10 protein-coding genes are annotated in these 14,647 nt (G+C 44.9%); 5 read left to right on the plus strand and 5 right to left on the minus strand.

Going from position 1 to position 14,647, the window contains the following annotated elements:
• Positions 1 to 106 precede the first annotated feature (106 nt).
• Positions 107 to 1,303 (plus strand): ROK family protein, encoded by a 1,197-nt coding sequence (locus tag RWS24_RS01850; protein WP_314364900.1) that lies wholly within the window; start codon positions 107 to 109, stop codon positions 1,301 to 1,303.
• 89 nt (positions 1,304 to 1,392) lie between these two features.
• On the opposite strand, the gene RWS24_RS01855 is transcribed toward RWS24_RS01850, so the two are convergent.
• Positions 1,393 to 2,289 (minus strand): haloacid dehalogenase-like hydrolase, encoded by an 897-nt coding sequence (locus RWS24_RS01855; RefSeq protein WP_314364902.1) that lies wholly within the window; start codon positions 2,287 to 2,289, stop codon positions 1,393 to 1,395.
• Between the two features lie 232 nt (positions 2,290 to 2,521).
• Positions 2,522 to 4,414, minus strand: a complete 1,893-nt coding sequence (locus tag RWS24_RS01860; protein WP_314364904.1) for a M13-type metalloendopeptidase — start codon at positions 4,412 to 4,414, stop codon at positions 2,522 to 2,524.
• Between the two features lie 148 nt (positions 4,415 to 4,562).
• Between RWS24_RS01860 and RWS24_RS01865 the strand changes: the two genes are divergently transcribed.
• From RWS24_RS01865 to tpx, 4 genes are all read left to right on the plus strand, one after another.
• Positions 4,563 to 5,282, plus strand: a complete 720-nt coding sequence (locus RWS24_RS01865) for a metal ABC transporter ATP-binding protein (protein ID WP_002901612.1) — start codon at positions 4,563 to 4,565, stop codon at positions 5,280 to 5,282.
• A gap of 1 nt (position 5,283) precedes the next feature.
• The gene (locus RWS24_RS01870) at positions 5,284 to 6,132 is read left to right on the plus strand and encodes a metal ABC transporter permease (RefSeq protein WP_032909605.1); all 849 of its coding nucleotides are present in this window, start codon (positions 5,284 to 5,286) and stop codon (positions 6,130 to 6,132) included.
• 19 nt (positions 6,133 to 6,151) lie between these two features.
• Positions 6,152 to 7,081: a metal ABC transporter substrate-binding lipoprotein/adhesin SsaB gene (gene ssaB / locus RWS24_RS01875; RefSeq protein ID WP_314364908.1), complete on the plus strand. Its 930-nt coding sequence runs from the start codon at positions 6,152 to 6,154 to the stop codon at positions 7,079 to 7,081.
• A gap of 151 nt (positions 7,082 to 7,232) precedes the next feature.
• On the plus strand, positions 7,233 to 7,724 hold the full coding sequence (tpx, locus tag RWS24_RS01880; protein ID WP_314364909.1) for a thiol peroxidase: 492 nt from the start codon (positions 7,233 to 7,235) through the stop codon (positions 7,722 to 7,724).
• Positions 7,725 to 7,744: 20 nt separating this feature from the next.
• Here the strand turns inward: tpx and RWS24_RS01885 are convergent, their stop codons facing one another.
• The 3 genes from RWS24_RS01885 to RWS24_RS01895 form a co-directional block, all read right to left on the minus strand.
• A complete protein-coding gene (locus tag RWS24_RS01885; RefSeq protein WP_314364911.1) occupies positions 7,745 to 8,845 on the minus strand; it encodes a DUF3114 domain-containing protein in 1,101 nt (366 codons plus the stop codon).
• A gap of 287 nt (positions 8,846 to 9,132) precedes the next feature.
• On the minus strand, positions 9,133 to 11,373 hold the full coding sequence (locus RWS24_RS01890) for an SEC10/PgrA surface exclusion domain-containing protein (protein WP_314364912.1): 2,241 nt from the start codon (positions 11,371 to 11,373) through the stop codon (positions 9,133 to 9,135).
• Positions 11,374 to 11,650: 277 nt separating this feature from the next.
• Entirely contained in the window at positions 11,651 to 14,533 is a 2,883-nt protein-coding gene (locus RWS24_RS01895; RefSeq protein WP_314364914.1) for a GBS Bsp-like repeat-containing protein, read from the minus strand.
• Positions 14,534 to 14,647 lie beyond the last annotated feature (114 nt).

Consider the following 14,647-nt stretch of genomic DNA (forward strand, 5'->3'; position numbering starts at 1 on the left):
TGTTATTAATATTCTATAAATATTATAACTATTTTTCTGTACTATGTCAACGCTTACATTTGAGATTTCTAGCTTTTTTTGATAGTATAGCAGCAGAGGAAACAAGATGACACGAACTAGAAAACAAAACGAGCTAAGGGCAACTGTTCTGGATCAGCTCTATGCCAAACGACCGATTTCCCGGATTGATATTTCAAAAGAAACTCAAATTACACCAGCCACGACCGGCAGCATCATCAATGAACTGATCAAGGAAGGCTTGGTACTGGAGCTAGGCGAGCTCAATGATGAGAGCGTAGGCCGCAAGAAAACCCTGCTGGATATTGCGCCTCGTAGCCGCTACTATCTAGGCTTTGAGATTTCTGAAAAACAGCTAGCCATAGTCATCGCTGACAATACCGGTGAGATTGCAGAAAGCAGCATTCGGACTTATCAGATTGAGGTGACAGGCGGCCCGTCTGACCAGGAAATCATCCGGCTGATTCAAGATTTTCTAAAAAAGAACAGCCAATACTCTATCTCAGCGATTGCCCTCGGGCTGCCGGGGCATGTGAATCTCTCTGAGAGTGATTTTATCATTTCTAAAAATCCCCACTGGGGACAGATTAACCTGCGGACTATTCAAGAAGCCTTTGACCTCCCTGTCTACTTTGCCAATAAATCCCACTGTTTGACACTGGCTGAACGCCTCTTTAGTTATCATCCGACAGACAGTAATTTTATCGTCTATCATGTCGCTAGAGGTATTCATTGCTCCTACATGTACAAGGGCAGTATTTACAGCCAGGAAAATTATCTTATCGGGGAGGTTGGGCATACTGTCATCAATCCTGAAGGCGAGCGCTGTCCTTGCGGCAAGCACGGCTGCCTGCAGGTTTATGCCAGTGAGAGCGCTCTGATTGATAAAGCAACTATCCTGTATCGGGCTTCCCAGACCTCGCTCTTAAAGACCCTTGTAGAGGATGCTAATGATATTGATTTGACAAGTCTGATGACCGCCTATCGCTTAGGAGACTTGGGCAGCATTGAGTTGATTCATACTGCCTGCCGCTATCTGGCCATTTCCATTTCCAACCTCTGCCAGCTTATTGATAGCGAAAGGATTTATCTGGACGGTCAAATATTCTCCTATCCGGCTATTGCCGAACAGGTTCTGGCTCAGTTAGAGCATGAAGTGCCTCTCTTTCCAAAACAAAAACAAGCAGAGATTGTCATTATCCCCTACTCTAAATACAGCATTGCCCGCTCTGCAGTCAGTCTCTGTGTCTATCATGAATTTTTGGATAAAAAAGGAAACCTATAAAGTCCGAGGTAACAATCTCGGACTTTCTTTTATAAAAAAACAGAGACAGGCCTTCTAGGAGCTTCCCCCTAAAAGTCTGTCTCATTTTACTATCTATTAATCGAACGCGAAATCATGGAAATGGTGTGGCGCTGGCCTCTGAGAGCCTTGCTCATGGCAAAGATATTTTCCACCGGAGCCAGACAGCCGTAGCCGGAATCTCCGATATGCTGGATATCTACACCGCAGATTTTGTTACGGATGGCCATTTGCTTGACAATATCCTCATCAGCACTCTCTTGGCTGGTACCGATAGCACTCATAACCAGAGCCCCCTTTTGATGAGCCAGTCGGACAATCTGCTTCAAGTCCTGCTCGTCAAAGCCCGGCACACTGCCGACTGCCGGTGCTAGGACAATATCAACTCCAGCCTCGATAAATTGAGCGATTGCTTCCAGGTCTGCTACCGGCTCATCCACACCTGAAGCATGCATTTTACCTGCAATCAGGAGGCCTGAAAAATTCTCCTTGACCACTCGAATAGTGTCAATAATAGCCTGATTGGTGACACCAGTTCCCGGATTACCCGTCAGGCAGATAAAGTCAACGCCCAGCTCTTCTGCTCGCTGAATGGCTGCTAGACTAGCCTGACGCCCCTCATCGATGATTAGGCGTTCTCCTGCCATCTGGGCCTGGCTATCCACCGGCTCTAGATTGATACCGATAGGACGGCCAACCAAGCGGTGCAGCTCCTCAACAAAATCTTCCTCGGCGTCCAGACCAGCTACAAAAGGCTGGAAGATATCGATCCCATTCAGCAGAATCAAGTCAGCACCAAAAGACCGAGCAATCTCTGCATTGGTCACATCACCGATATAAGATTCTTTGAAAGCTACGTTTTCAGACAGGATAACGCGGCCCTCACTGGCCTTGATGCTCTGTTTCAGCTCCGGCGCAGTCATACTTAAAATTTCTGAAGCATTTGAACTAATGAATCGTTTTACCATAAGAACATCTCTTTTCTTTATTATTCATTAATAAACACTTTGAAATCTATTCTATTTGGATATTTTGTTTATTTTTTGTTATCAACTACAGTATAGCACAAGGCTAGAAAAATGTAAACGCTTTATGTTTTCTTTGATAAAATAGTCTGCTTTCAAAACCAAAAGCAGACTATTGAAATGAACTCGATTATTTTTGATTTGAGCAAGATTCGATAAGCGTCTTATCTCGGCATCACCAGATGACCACCCGCTCTTCTGGACTCCGCCACATGCCGTCTCCCTCTTGGACATCAAAGGTCGTAAAGAAGTCGTCAAAGTTAGGCAGCTGCACATTGGTCCGAAGCTTGGCTGGAGCATGGACATCGACGCTTGCCAAAAGCTTCATATACTCTTTGCGTCCCTTCATTCGCCAAATGCGGGCAAAGTTGGTAAAGAATTCCTCAGCAGAGAAATCCGCTTCTTTCTTGGCTGCTTCTAGGGCTGCTGCAATACCGCCCAGATCTGCCACATTTTCTGAAACAGTCAGCTTGCCATTGACCTTAGCACCATAGGAATCCTGCCCTTCGAACTGGTCAATGACCTTTTGAGTCCGTTCGGTAAAGGCTTGGTAGTCATGCTCCGTCCACCAGTTGTTGAGGCTTCCATTTTCATCAAAGGAAGCTCCGTTAGTATCGAAAGCATGAGAAATCTCATGGGCGATGACCGCTCCGATACCACCGTAATTGGCTGATGAGAATTGGTGCAGGTCATAGAAAGGCGCCTGCAGGATAGCCGCTGGAAAGACAATCAGGTTTTTCTGCGGATTGTAGTAAGCATTGACCATATGGGCTGGCATTCCCCATTCCTTGTAATCCACCGGTTGATTCCACTTGCTCCAGCTGTAAGCAATATCAATCTGGCTCAGCTTCTGAGCATTTTCAAAGAGAGTCAGCTTTTCATCCACGACCTTGCGGGAATAGCGCTCAGGCAGCTCGTCAGGATAGCCAATATAAGGCTTGATGACATTAAGCTTGACAATAGCCTTGTCCCGAGTTTCTGGTGTCAGCCAGTCATTCTGAGCCAGGCGATTTTTATAAACTTCAATCATCGTCGCCACTTTTTGCTCCACATCAGCCTTGGCTTCTGGAGAGAACTTCTGACCGGCATACCAGAGACCAACAGCTTGATTAAAGGGACCTTGGGCCAGATAAAATGCCGCTTTTTTCTTGTCTTGAGCCTGAGGAGTCCCTGATAGAGCACGATGATAAGCTCCTGCCAAGACACGGATGTCATCCGTTAGATAAGGTGTCGTATTGCGAACTGCAGAGAGAATCAGCAGAGCATGGAGTTTATCCCAGTTAGCTGCTGTATAAATATCCTTAGCTGCCTGCCAAAAACGCTCTTCTGGCACAATGACTTGGTCGGGTTCTTGACCGATTAACTTGGTAAAAATATCCGCCAAAGGCAACTCTGGTACCAAGGCTTTGAAATCGTCCCACTTATAAGGATGGTAGAGCTTAGCATACTCAGAACTCTCCTCATTAGAGAGAACATACTGGGCAAAAACAGCATCCAACTCCAAGACCTTATCCAAAAGATCCTTGATTTCCTCTTCAGTAAAGTCAAATTTTGCTAGTAGATCTTCCTGGGCCTTGCGCCATTTTGCAAGCAGGTCTTCCTTCTGCGGATGGTCTTCTGCATAGTAGGTCGTGTCTGGCAAAATCGTTCCCGGTCCGTCTGCCCAGAGGACATTGATTCGGGCATCCATAAAGTCAGGCGCTACACCAAAGGGGAAATAAGTCGGCTTGCCAGCCAGCTCGAAGTCAGCAATCTTAGAAGCATAGTCTTCAAAAGATGTTAGGTTGCGAATTTCATCAATGTAAGCACGCGCAGGCTCAATCCCAGCTGCTTCCCGCTTGTCATAATCCGCTGCCAAGCGATGGTAAGCAACAAAGTTCTGCAGAATGGCATCTTCTGGCACTCCATCGCCAGCTAGCCATTTGTCGGTCGTGGCGAGCATAAGTTCCTCAATCTCATCTGCCAGATCCATGAAGCCACCCGTCACTGGCTTATCATCAGGAATGACCGCCGTCTTGGCCCACTCACCATTAACTGCATCGTAGAAATCATCTTGTAGTCGTGTCATCTTCTTCTCACTTTCATGCTTTTGATATAACCTTATCAAAATCTACTTGTTTTTTCAAACATTTCTTATATTAATTTTAGAGATTTATCAAAAATTAACTTGACTTAATTTTTATTTTAATGTATATTAAACTATAGAGGTGTATGAGATGATTACGATTAAAGATTTGACTGTCAGCTATCAGGATACGCTGGCTCTTGAGCCCCTTTCATTAACCATTAAGGAGCCAACCATTACTGGGATTATTGGTCCTAATGGGGCCGGAAAATCCACCCTGCTCAAGGGCATTCTAGGGATTATTGACCACCAAGGTCAGACTCTGCTGGATCAAAAGCCGCTGCAGAACTCTCTCCAACGGGTTGCCTATGTGGAGCAAAAGATTAATATTGATTATCATTTTCCTATCAAGGTCAAAGAGTGTGTCTCTTTGGGACTTTACCCGCAGCTCAAGCTCTTTCAAGGGCTTAAAAATTCCCATTGGGACAAGGTAGCTGAGGCATTGAAAATTGTCGGTTTAGAGGACTTGGCAGAGCGGCAGATTAGCCAGCTATCCGGCGGGCAATTCCAGCGAGTCTTGATTGCTCGCTGCTTGGTTCAAGAGGCGGATTGTATCTTTTTGGACGAGCCCTTCGTCGGGATTGACTCTGTCAGTGAAGAGATTATTATGTCGACTTTGCGGAGTCTCAAAGCCGCAGGCAAGATCATCCTGATTGTCCACCATGACCTGAGTAAGGTGGTTGATTATTTTGATCAGGTCATCCTGCTCAATCGTAAGCTGATCGCTTTCGGTCCTACTGAGACCAGCTTTACCAAGGACAATATGAAAAAGACTTACGGCTCCCAGCTCTTTATGAATGGAGGTGCCTAGAATGATTTTAGAATTTTTCCAAGGGCTGCGGGACTTTCACTTCCTGCAAAATGCCCTCATTACAGCCATCGTCATTGGGATTGTTGCTGGAGCTGTCGGCTGCTTTATCATTCTGCGCGGCATGTCGCTCATGGGGGATGCTATCTCTCATGCGGTTCTGCCCGGTGTGGCCCTGTCCTACATTTTAGGGATTAATTTCTTTATCGGAGCCATCACTTTCGGACTTTTGGCCTCGATTATTATCACCTACATCAAGGGCAATTCCATTATCAAAAGCGATACGGCCATTGGGATTACCTTTTCTTCCTTCCTAGCTCTAGGTGTGATCCTGATTGGGGTTGCCAATAGCTCCACTGACCTCTTTCATATTCTCTTTGGGAATATCTTGGCTGTGCAGGATATTGATATGTGGATCAGTATCGGAGTCGGAATAGCTGTGCTCTTAATCATCATCCTCTTTTTCAAGCAGCTATTGATTACTTCCTTTGACCCACTGCTGGCTCAAGCCATGGGCATGCCGGTCAGCTTCTATCACTATCTGCTGATGATTCTTTTGACCTTGGTCTCTGTGACAGCCATGCAGAGTGTGGGAACCATTCTGATTGTCGCTCTCTTGATTACACCGGCAGCAACGGCCTACCTCTATGCCAACAGTCTGAAAACTATGATTCTGCTGTCCTCGGGTTTGGGCGCTCTGGCTTCTGTACTGGGGCTCTTTATCGGCTATAGCTTTAATGTCGCTGCAGGATCCAGCATTGTCCTGACCTCGGCCCTCATCTTTCTCATCTCTTTCTTTATCGCCCCTAAGCAACGCTATTTAAAACTTAAAAACCGACCTAAACTAAAATAAAATTTGATGGAGGACTCCCATGAAAAAATTAGGTTTTTTATCCCTGCTTTTGCTAGCAGTCTGCACTCTCTTTGCCTGCTCCGGTCAGAAGAAGGCGTCCAGTGACTCGTCCAAACTCAAGGTTGTTGCGACCAACTCAATTATCGCTGATATTACCAAAAATATAGCTGGCGATAAGATTGACCTGCACAGCATTGTACCAGTCGGCAAAGACCCCCACGAATACGAGCCCCTGCCCGAAGACGTCAAAAAGACTTCTCAAGCAGACCTCATCTTCTACAATGGTATCAACCTAGAAACCGGCGGCAATGCTTGGTTTACCAAGTTGGTCAAAAATGCCAATAAGGAAGAAAACAAGGACTACTATGCTGTCAGCGATGGCGTTGACGTCATTTACCTTGAAGGGCAAAGTGAAAAGGGTAAGGAAGACCCTCATGCTTGGCTCAATTTGGAAAACGGCATTATCTATGCGCAAAACATTGCCAAACGTTTGATTGAAAAAGACCCTGACAATAAGGCCACTTACGAGAAAAATCTCAAAGCCTATGTGGAAAAGCTAACCGCTTTGGATAAGGAGGCCAAGGAGAAATTCAACAACATCCCAGAAGAAAAGAAAATGATTGTGACCAGCGAAGGCTGCTTCAAGTACTTCTCTAAGGCCTACAATGTGCCATCAGCCTACATCTGGGAAATCAACACCGAAGAAGAAGGAACTCCAGACCAAATCAAAAGCTTAGTTGAAAAACTACGCAAGACCAAAGTGCCATCTCTCTTTGTCGAATCAAGTGTGGACGACCGTCCGATGAAGACCGTTTCTAAGGACACCAAGATCCCAATCTATGCCAAAATCTTTACCGACTCAATCGCTGACGAAGGTGAAGAAGGCGACAGCTACTACAGCATGATGAAATACAATCTAGATAAAATTTCTGAAGGCTTGGCAAAATAATGATAAAAGGTTAGGAAGACAAAATCCTAACCTCTTTATTTTTGGAGAAGGAGCTTCACATGGAGTCAATTTCAAATTTCCGGTCAAATTATTCGAAAAAAATCACTATTCGCTGTACAATGAAGCTATCAAACATGAATGGAGACTTCCTATGACAACTTTTCTCGAAAATCCTGTAACCTTTACTGGAAAGCAACTGCAAGTCGGCGACACAGCCCACGATTTTAGCCTGACAGCTACTGACCTTTCAAAGAAAACTCTGGCTGATTTTGCTGGCAAAAAGAAAGTCCTGAGCATCATCCCATCTATCGATACTGGTGTATGCTCGACTCAGACTCGCCGTTTCAACCAAGAGCTCTCTGACTTGGATAATACCGTTGTTATCACAGTTTCAGTTGACTTGCCTTTTGCTCAAGGCAAGTGGTGTGCTGCTGAAGGCATTGAGAATGCTGTCATGCTTTCTGACTACTTCGACCATTCTTTCGGCCATGACTATGCTGTCCTCATCAATGAATGGCACCTTTTGGCCCGTGCAGTTCTTGTCTTGGACGAAAACAACACTGTGACCTACGCTGAATATGTAGATAATATCAACACTGAACCTGACTTCGAAGCAGCTATCGCCGCAGTTAAGAGCTTGTAAAAGATAAAAATACGGATTTGCTAGTCCGTATTTTTTTGTGCGAAAAACTTCTGCCAAAACTGACGAAACCAAACCCAAGAACGTAAGAGAAAGGATGGTCGATTCAGTAATTTCTTGAATTGAGCAATCTCTGCCTTTACCTGTTTATGAGCACTCCGCCCCTTTCGAGCATAAGGGCTCTTAACTGAACGATAGCCCAGCGGACCACGATTATTCTGAGGTGATTTGAACTTGCGGCCGCCATTTTCAATGGCAAGCCTGCGAAAGCGAGGATCCCATACAGCAGGCGTTTTGACATCGTAGCGAGTATGAGAAGCCTGGTTGACCGGACGATTGCGCTCACCGTAGTTAAAGCTGGCACCATTCACAATACCATTTTGGCTAGCCCCCTCTGGATCGATAATATTGAGAAAGCGACCTCTCTGATCCAGAATAAACTCTGTATGAAAATCAATCAGGATTTTTATATTGGCCTGACTAGCTTGACCATCCGGATAGATAGCTTGCTCTGACATCTTATCAATATAGGCTTTATTATGCAAGCGAGAGGATTCTTGAAAGCTATAAGGCAGCGCTGGAAAAGCCTTTAGATAGGAGGCCAAGGCTTCTGCATCTGTCATGCCAGTCTGACGATAGTGTTCTCTGACCCACTGGGCCTGCTGGCAGGAAATGACATAGCGAAACTGATGCAGCTGTCTTTTGAGCTTTTGATTACCATCCCTTTGGCTAAAATCATCTGCCGGGAAAGCCTGGCGCAAGGTCTTTGAGAAAATTTTCCAAAAGCAATCATGCGGTGTTAGGTCTGGAGCAATTCGAGCCAGTAGAAGATTCGTCTCTGACTTATCTCCACTCAGTTCCTCAGGCATGCCGACAGCTTTCATAGCTAGAACCAGCAGTTCCTGAGCTCCTAACCTGCTGTTCTGAACCTCCTCAGCTAGCCAGAGCTTTTGAAAAAAGGGACCGCCAAAAAGCTGAGCCTCCTGCAGGTAATCTCCTTCTTCTGACACTGTTTTTCCTTGCCCGTTATTGAACCCTGCAAAAACTTGTTCTAGCACCTCCTGAGACCAACCGATTGATTGCAATTGCTGAAAAAGCTGCTCTTTTTCTTCTTTCGGATACATGACTCCCCTCCTTTCTATTAGCTCTAATAGTTCAAAACTGTAGAGATTATAATAAAAAAATTAATTCACATAGAACAATTAGATTTTATCACAAACTCACATGATGACAAAGAACAAAATATGAATCCTTGGACTATTAACAATAAAGATGTTCTTAACAAATCACTCAATAAATAAAGAGAAGACCAAACCGGCCCTCTCTCAGTATGAGTTTTGTTTAAATGAGCTGTTCCAACTTTTCACGATTGGACAATTCATCTAGAATTCGATTTTATTAATAAATGCTCTTAAGCTTTACGGCGTTTTGCAAAAGCCAGTCCCAGCGTAGAGAGCAACCCCAGACCTGCAAGTGCTAGAGAAGATTCAGCAGAACCTGTTTTTGGAAGAGCTGCCGGAGCCTGATAGGTCTGAACTGGTTTCTTTCCGTGCTTCACTCCCGTTGTAGTGACTTTCAGAACCTTTCGCTCATTCTTAGAAACGAGGTTGGTTGGGTCGTCTGTCTCTAGGGCTGCAAGAGCTGCTTTCAAAGCTTCAAGTTTGGCATTTTCGACTCTATACGTTTCTTCCTTACTTGCCAAGTTTGCTTTAGCATCATTGAGAGCCGCTTCTGCTTCTTTTAGAAGAGCAGGGGCATTTTGCAAGCGAGAAACGTAGTCTTTAGCAGCTTGAACAGAGCGTTGAGCCTCTTCCAGAGCTGTAGCCGCAGCAGCTGCCTTTTCTTGAGCATTTGCTGTAGCTGCTTTCAATTCGGCAAGTTTGGCATTAGCTTCCTCAGCTTTTTTTTGCGCACTTGCTTGGGCTGCTTCTTTTTCTTTCAAGCTTGCTTGAGCCTTAGCTAAAACTGCAAGTTTAGCCTTGGTTTCTTCAGAAGCTGAGTTCTTGCTATTTTCGAGTTCAGTTTGGTAAGTACGTTCCGCCATGGCCAACTTGTCCTTAGCAGTTTTCACAACCTCACGCAGTAATGGTGCTGTTCCCTGCTTGTTCTGAGCATTTGTCAACGTACGTTGAGCAGCGTCCAATTTAGCTTGCGAAGTCGCTAAATCTTTACGAGCTGCATCAGCCTCTTGATTATTAGCATTTGGATTAATCAAGGCTGGTGTGATTTTGGAAGGGTCCTTAATATCGTTGTCGGTATTTGGAAAAAGAAGGAAGTTAATTCGGTTAATAATGCCATTGTTGCTAAAGTTAACAGCGACATATGCACCTTTTTTCTGACTTTCAAGATGCCCAACTACTTTTTGAGCATAGATAGTTCCTCTAGTTCTATATGCAATGTTATCTCCCAAATCAAATAATTGGAATTTAATATCATCATAAATTGCCTTTTTTAAGTAGTCAACAGAGACATTCTCTTGACTAGCAAGGATAGGATAAGGACCAAGTTCATTAGTACTTGCTACTCTATGTCCAAACTGATCAAGTCCAAATTTAGAAACTACATCTTTAGGGATAGCTACATGTAGCGTTATAGGTTCTTTTGATTGGTATTTATATTTTTCTTCACGAGCTGCTTGGCTTAGCGCTGCTGCATAATCCATACCATTTTGTGTTAATGTTACTGGTGCTGTTCCTGCTTGCTTACGGATTTGATTAATCAAATCTTGTGCATAGTAGTTGAGTTCCATCAGAACATCATTTGGAATAGCATTGATGTTAACCATTCGCTGCGCATCTTTTTGACTGCCAATGTAGTTGTTGCTAGATTTTAGGGTAGCTGCTTCTTTAGCAAGGATTTCTTGTGCCTCAGGTGATAACTTTGCCGTACCGTTGATATTATTGCTTTTAATTGCATTGATGTAAGCTTGTGATAGGGTAAAGGTATTATGTACTTGGTCCTGGGACGAAAGTTTCGCTTCTTTTTCCTTGATTTCTGCTTGAGCTGCTTTAATATCTGCTTGGGCTTTATCAATCACTGCTTGGCGTTTGGCATCTTCCGCTTCAGCCGTCTTCAACTGATCTTGGTAAGAAGCTAAGTTGTTTTTAGCCTTGTCAAGCTCAGCCTTTGCCTTCGTTACCTTTTCGCTTACCAGTTTGTTGTCCACATCTTTTTGAGCTGCATTCACAGCATCTTGGGCTGCTTGGGTTTCAGTTTGTGCCTTAGCTGCTTGAGCTTGAGCTTCCTGAGCTACAGCTGCCTGTGTGTCTTCTGCTTTTTTATCTGTATCAAGAGCTGCTTGAGCTTGATTGGCTGTGTTTTCTGCTGGAGCAACTTTTTTCTCAGCTTCTGTCACAGCTGCCTGAGCTTCGGCAATTTTTTGTGCACTTGTATCAGCATTGTCTTTCTTGGCTGTTTCAACCTTAGTCTCAGCCGTCGCAACCTGTTCTTTGGCTTGGTCAACAGCCGCTTTCGCTTGATTAACCTGCTCAGTTTGCTGTTTAAGAGCTTCTGGACTTGCAGATAGAGACTTATCTTGGTTTGCAGGTGCATTTGCATCCACTGGAGTTGTATCTGCAGCTACAGTGTGAGCAAAGCCAGTACTAGCAAGAACTGCTGCACCTAGAATGACATGTTTTTGGATTTTTTTCATGGTTTTCCTCCTGATATGTTAATAGTATAATGAGAAAAGCTTTGTTTGTCAAACTATTTACATGTTTTTTTGAGAACTTTTATCGCAAATATGTCCAAAAAATAGAATCTCATCTCACTTGCTTGCAAAAAGCTGTTGTATCACAATAAGCCTATGATAAATTTTCCTCTTACTGACTTTGTGAATGATAAACTCTTGAACGAGTACAAGTATACTAGTCATAGAATGCAGAAAACCGCCCGTCAAGCAACGAGCGGTCTTCTTATTCAGGAATTTCTTATCCTTTGATGGCAATAAAGGGTGATCCTTCTGTATTATCCGTCGGATCGACACTCTTGACTCCAAAGAGATAGTCTACTGGATACCAGCCATTATTAGCTGCGTTATAAGGGTCACGGACATAGGTTTTTCCATTGTCATAGCCTTTGAGAACCAGCTCATGAGTGACTGGATAATGGGCAAAGATGCTGGTACCAACGGCACCTAGAACATGATGCCCCTGCGAAAGCACTTCTTTGACTGCAGAAGCTGTAAACAGGGTCTCAGTCGTCAGATCCCAGTGCTGGGCAGCTCGGACAATACCACGGCTGCTGGTGCCAAATCCATCTTTATTAAATTCATTGGTATGATTATATAGGTAATCCGCAACGGTTGTCGGAAGCACTTCTGTCCCAGTAATTCCAGAAATAACCATGGCTAGCGTTGTCGGCACGCATCCTGTCGCATCCATGCTGTAAGGACCATACTTCCTGCCACCCCAGCGACCATCACGCTGTGAGTAGTACGGAGTATTGTAAACCGCTTTTGATACCTGGGTCGTAGTAGCATCAACAGCGATGAGCTGACCATTGTCCTGCTTATAGTAAAGATGTATCTTGTACTCGCCGGTAGAAAGCTTATGGTCACTAGCTCGGACTGTGATCTTATAGGTACCATTCGCCTGCTTTTGAGCTAAATACCACTTGACATCATCCTGATCCTTATCTGTTGACCAAGTTGGCAGATAGACTGCTTGAATTCCGCCTGGATTGGAGACATTTGTCACAACTACATCAAAAGTTCCTGTTCGAGCATTATTATTTTGGATATTGATTTTTCCAGTTGCACGGATGTTCTCAGGTGCTACAGAAACCATCAGTTTCTCGCCACCTGCACCTTGCATCTGGCCATCCTCGTTCAGATAGTAAAGATGAACCTTGTACTCACCCACTGAAAACTTATGATCCTGAGCTCGGACATGTTTTTTATAGGTTCCGTCAGCTTGGCGCTCAGCGATATACCACTGCACATCGTCTTGGTCGTTAGCAGCTGACCAAGTCGGCAAGTATACGGCTTTCAGACCATCCGGAGCGACAATATCAGAAACGACAATATCAAATTCACCTGTCTGCGGATTGTTGTTCTGAATGGTGATTTTTCCCTGTGGCTGCGCGCGAGTAACCACCGTCTTTGCTGAGCCTGCACCCTGAAGCTGGCCTGCATCATTCACAAAATAGAGGTGGACATTGTACTCGCCCAGAGAGTTCTTATGATTGCGGTAGCTGACATGTTTGAAAAAGGTCCCATCAGCGCACCTTTCGGCTGTGTACCACTGCACATCATCTTGGTCGTTAGCGGTGGACCAAGTCGGCAGGTAGACCGCCTTCAGGCCATCCGGTGCGACAATATCAGAAACAACAATATCAAATTCACCTGTCTGTGGATTGTTGTTCTGAATGGTGATTTTACCCTGTGGCTGGGCGCGAGTAACTACCGTCTTAGCTGAGCCTGCACCCTGCAGCTGGCCTGCATCATTTACAAAATAGAGATGAACATTATACTCACCCAGAGAGTTCTTGTGGTTGCGGTAGCTGACATGTTTGAAATAGGTCCCATCGGCTCGTCTCTCAGCAGTGTACCACTGCACATCATCTTGGTCGTTAGCAGCTGACCAAGTCGGCAAGTAGACCGCCTTCAGGCCATCCGGTGCGACAATATCTGACACGACAATATCAAATTCACCTGTCTGCGGATTGCTGTTCTGAATGATAATCTTACCTTGAGGCTGCGCGCGAGTAACCACCATCTTAGTTGAGCCTGCACCCTGCAGCTGACCTGCATCATTCACAAAATAGAGGTGAACATTATACTCACCCAGAGAGTTCTTGTGGTTGCGGTAGCTGACATGCTTGAAATAGCTTCCATCAGCGCGCCTTTCGGCTGTATACCACTGCACATCATCTTGGTCGTTAGCAGCTGACCAAGTCGGTAGATAAACAGACTTCAGACCATCTGGGGCTACAATATCAGAAACGACAATATCAAATTCACCTGTCTGTGGATTGTTGTTCTGAATGGTGATTTTTCCCTTTGGCTGCGCGCGGGTAACCACTGTCTTAGCCGAACCTGCGCCCTGCAACTGACCCGCTTCATTCAGGAAATAAAGGTGAACATTGTACTCACCCAGAGAGTTCTTGTGGTTGCGGTAGCTGACATGTTTGAAATAGGTCCCATCGGCGCGTCTTTCGGCTGTGTACCACTGCACATCATCTTGGTCGTTAGCAGCTGACCAAGTCGGCAAGTAAACTGTCTTCAGTCCATCCGGGGCAACAATATCAGACACGACAATATCAAATTCACCTGTCTGTGAATTGTTGTTCTGAATGGTAATCTTACCTTGAGGCTTTTTGACCTCTGCTGCTGCCAAGGGGCGCTCTGTAGCAGAAGTTGGTGGCGCTGGCTGATTAGAAGCATCTCTTTTTTCTGAGTTCTCAGTCACAGCAGGTTGATTTTCTGTCGAAGCTACAGTATCACTTTTCGGCTGGGCATTTTCTACAGGATCAGAAGAAGTAGACTGAGCACTGGTATCGGAAGACGTAGGTACCTGACCAGCTACAGGACTAACAGCCTCCGGTGCTGCTGCAGCCTTATCCATGCTTGACAGGGTGGTTTCTGTCACAGTCGGAGTTGCAGCTGTGCTAGCTTGGTCCTCCACAGCCTGGCTGACAGCGACACTGTCAGCTGTCTGACTAGGTGCCAGCTGATCTGCCTGAACCGCTCCACTTCCAAGAAAGGCCAGACCAGTCGCAATCGCTACTGAGACTGCTCCCAGACTGCATTTGCGAATGCCAAAACGAGTAAACTTCTCTGCTCGAGACGTCATCATTCGTCTTCTTTTCATAATAGAATTCTCCTTTTGCAAAAAAGTAAAAAGCAAGCCAAATTTTTGCAAACCTGCTAAAGAATTTTTACTTTTTATTTTTTAAATCGTACGCTTTGATTATATAATAATCGC

This window comes from uncultured Streptococcus sp. (assembly GCF_963528215.1).
Taxonomy (GTDB): domain Bacteria; phylum Bacillota; class Bacilli; order Lactobacillales; family Streptococcaceae; genus Streptococcus.

Bases quoted from the DNA above. Each gene is read 5' to 3' on its own strand.
- RWS24_RS01850 (WP_314364900.1), top strand. From the start codon at position 107: ATGACACGAACTAGAAAACAAAACGAGCTAAGGGCAACTGTTCTGGAT.
- tpx (WP_314364909.1), top strand. From the start codon at position 7,233: ATGACAACTTTTCTCGAAAATCCTGTAACCTTTACTGGAAAGCAACTG.
- RWS24_RS01870 (WP_032909605.1), top strand. From the start codon at position 5,284: ATGATTTTAGAATTTTTCCAAGGGCTGCGGGACTTTCACTTCCTGCAA.
- RWS24_RS01855 (WP_314364902.1), bottom strand. From the start codon at position 2,289: ATGGTAAAACGATTCATTAGTTCAAATGCTTCAGAAATTTTAAGTATG.
- RWS24_RS01865 (WP_002901612.1), top strand. From the start codon at position 4,563: ATGATTACGATTAAAGATTTGACTGTCAGCTATCAGGATACGCTGGCT.
- RWS24_RS01895 (WP_314364914.1), bottom strand. From the start codon at position 14,533: ATGAAAAGAAGACGAATGATGACGTCTCGAGCAGAGAAGTTTACTCGT.
- RWS24_RS01860 (WP_314364904.1), bottom strand. From the start codon at position 4,414: ATGACACGACTACAAGATGATTTCTACGATGCAGTTAATGGTGAGTGG.
- RWS24_RS01885 (WP_314364911.1), bottom strand. From the start codon at position 8,845: ATGTATCCGAAAGAAGAAAAAGAGCAGCTTTTTCAGCAATTGCAATCA.
- RWS24_RS01890 (WP_314364912.1), bottom strand. From the start codon at position 11,373: ATGAAAAAAATCCAAAAACATGTCATTCTAGGTGCAGCAGTTCTTGCT.
- ssaB (WP_314364908.1), top strand. From the start codon at position 6,152: ATGAAAAAATTAGGTTTTTTATCCCTGCTTTTGCTAGCAGTCTGCACT.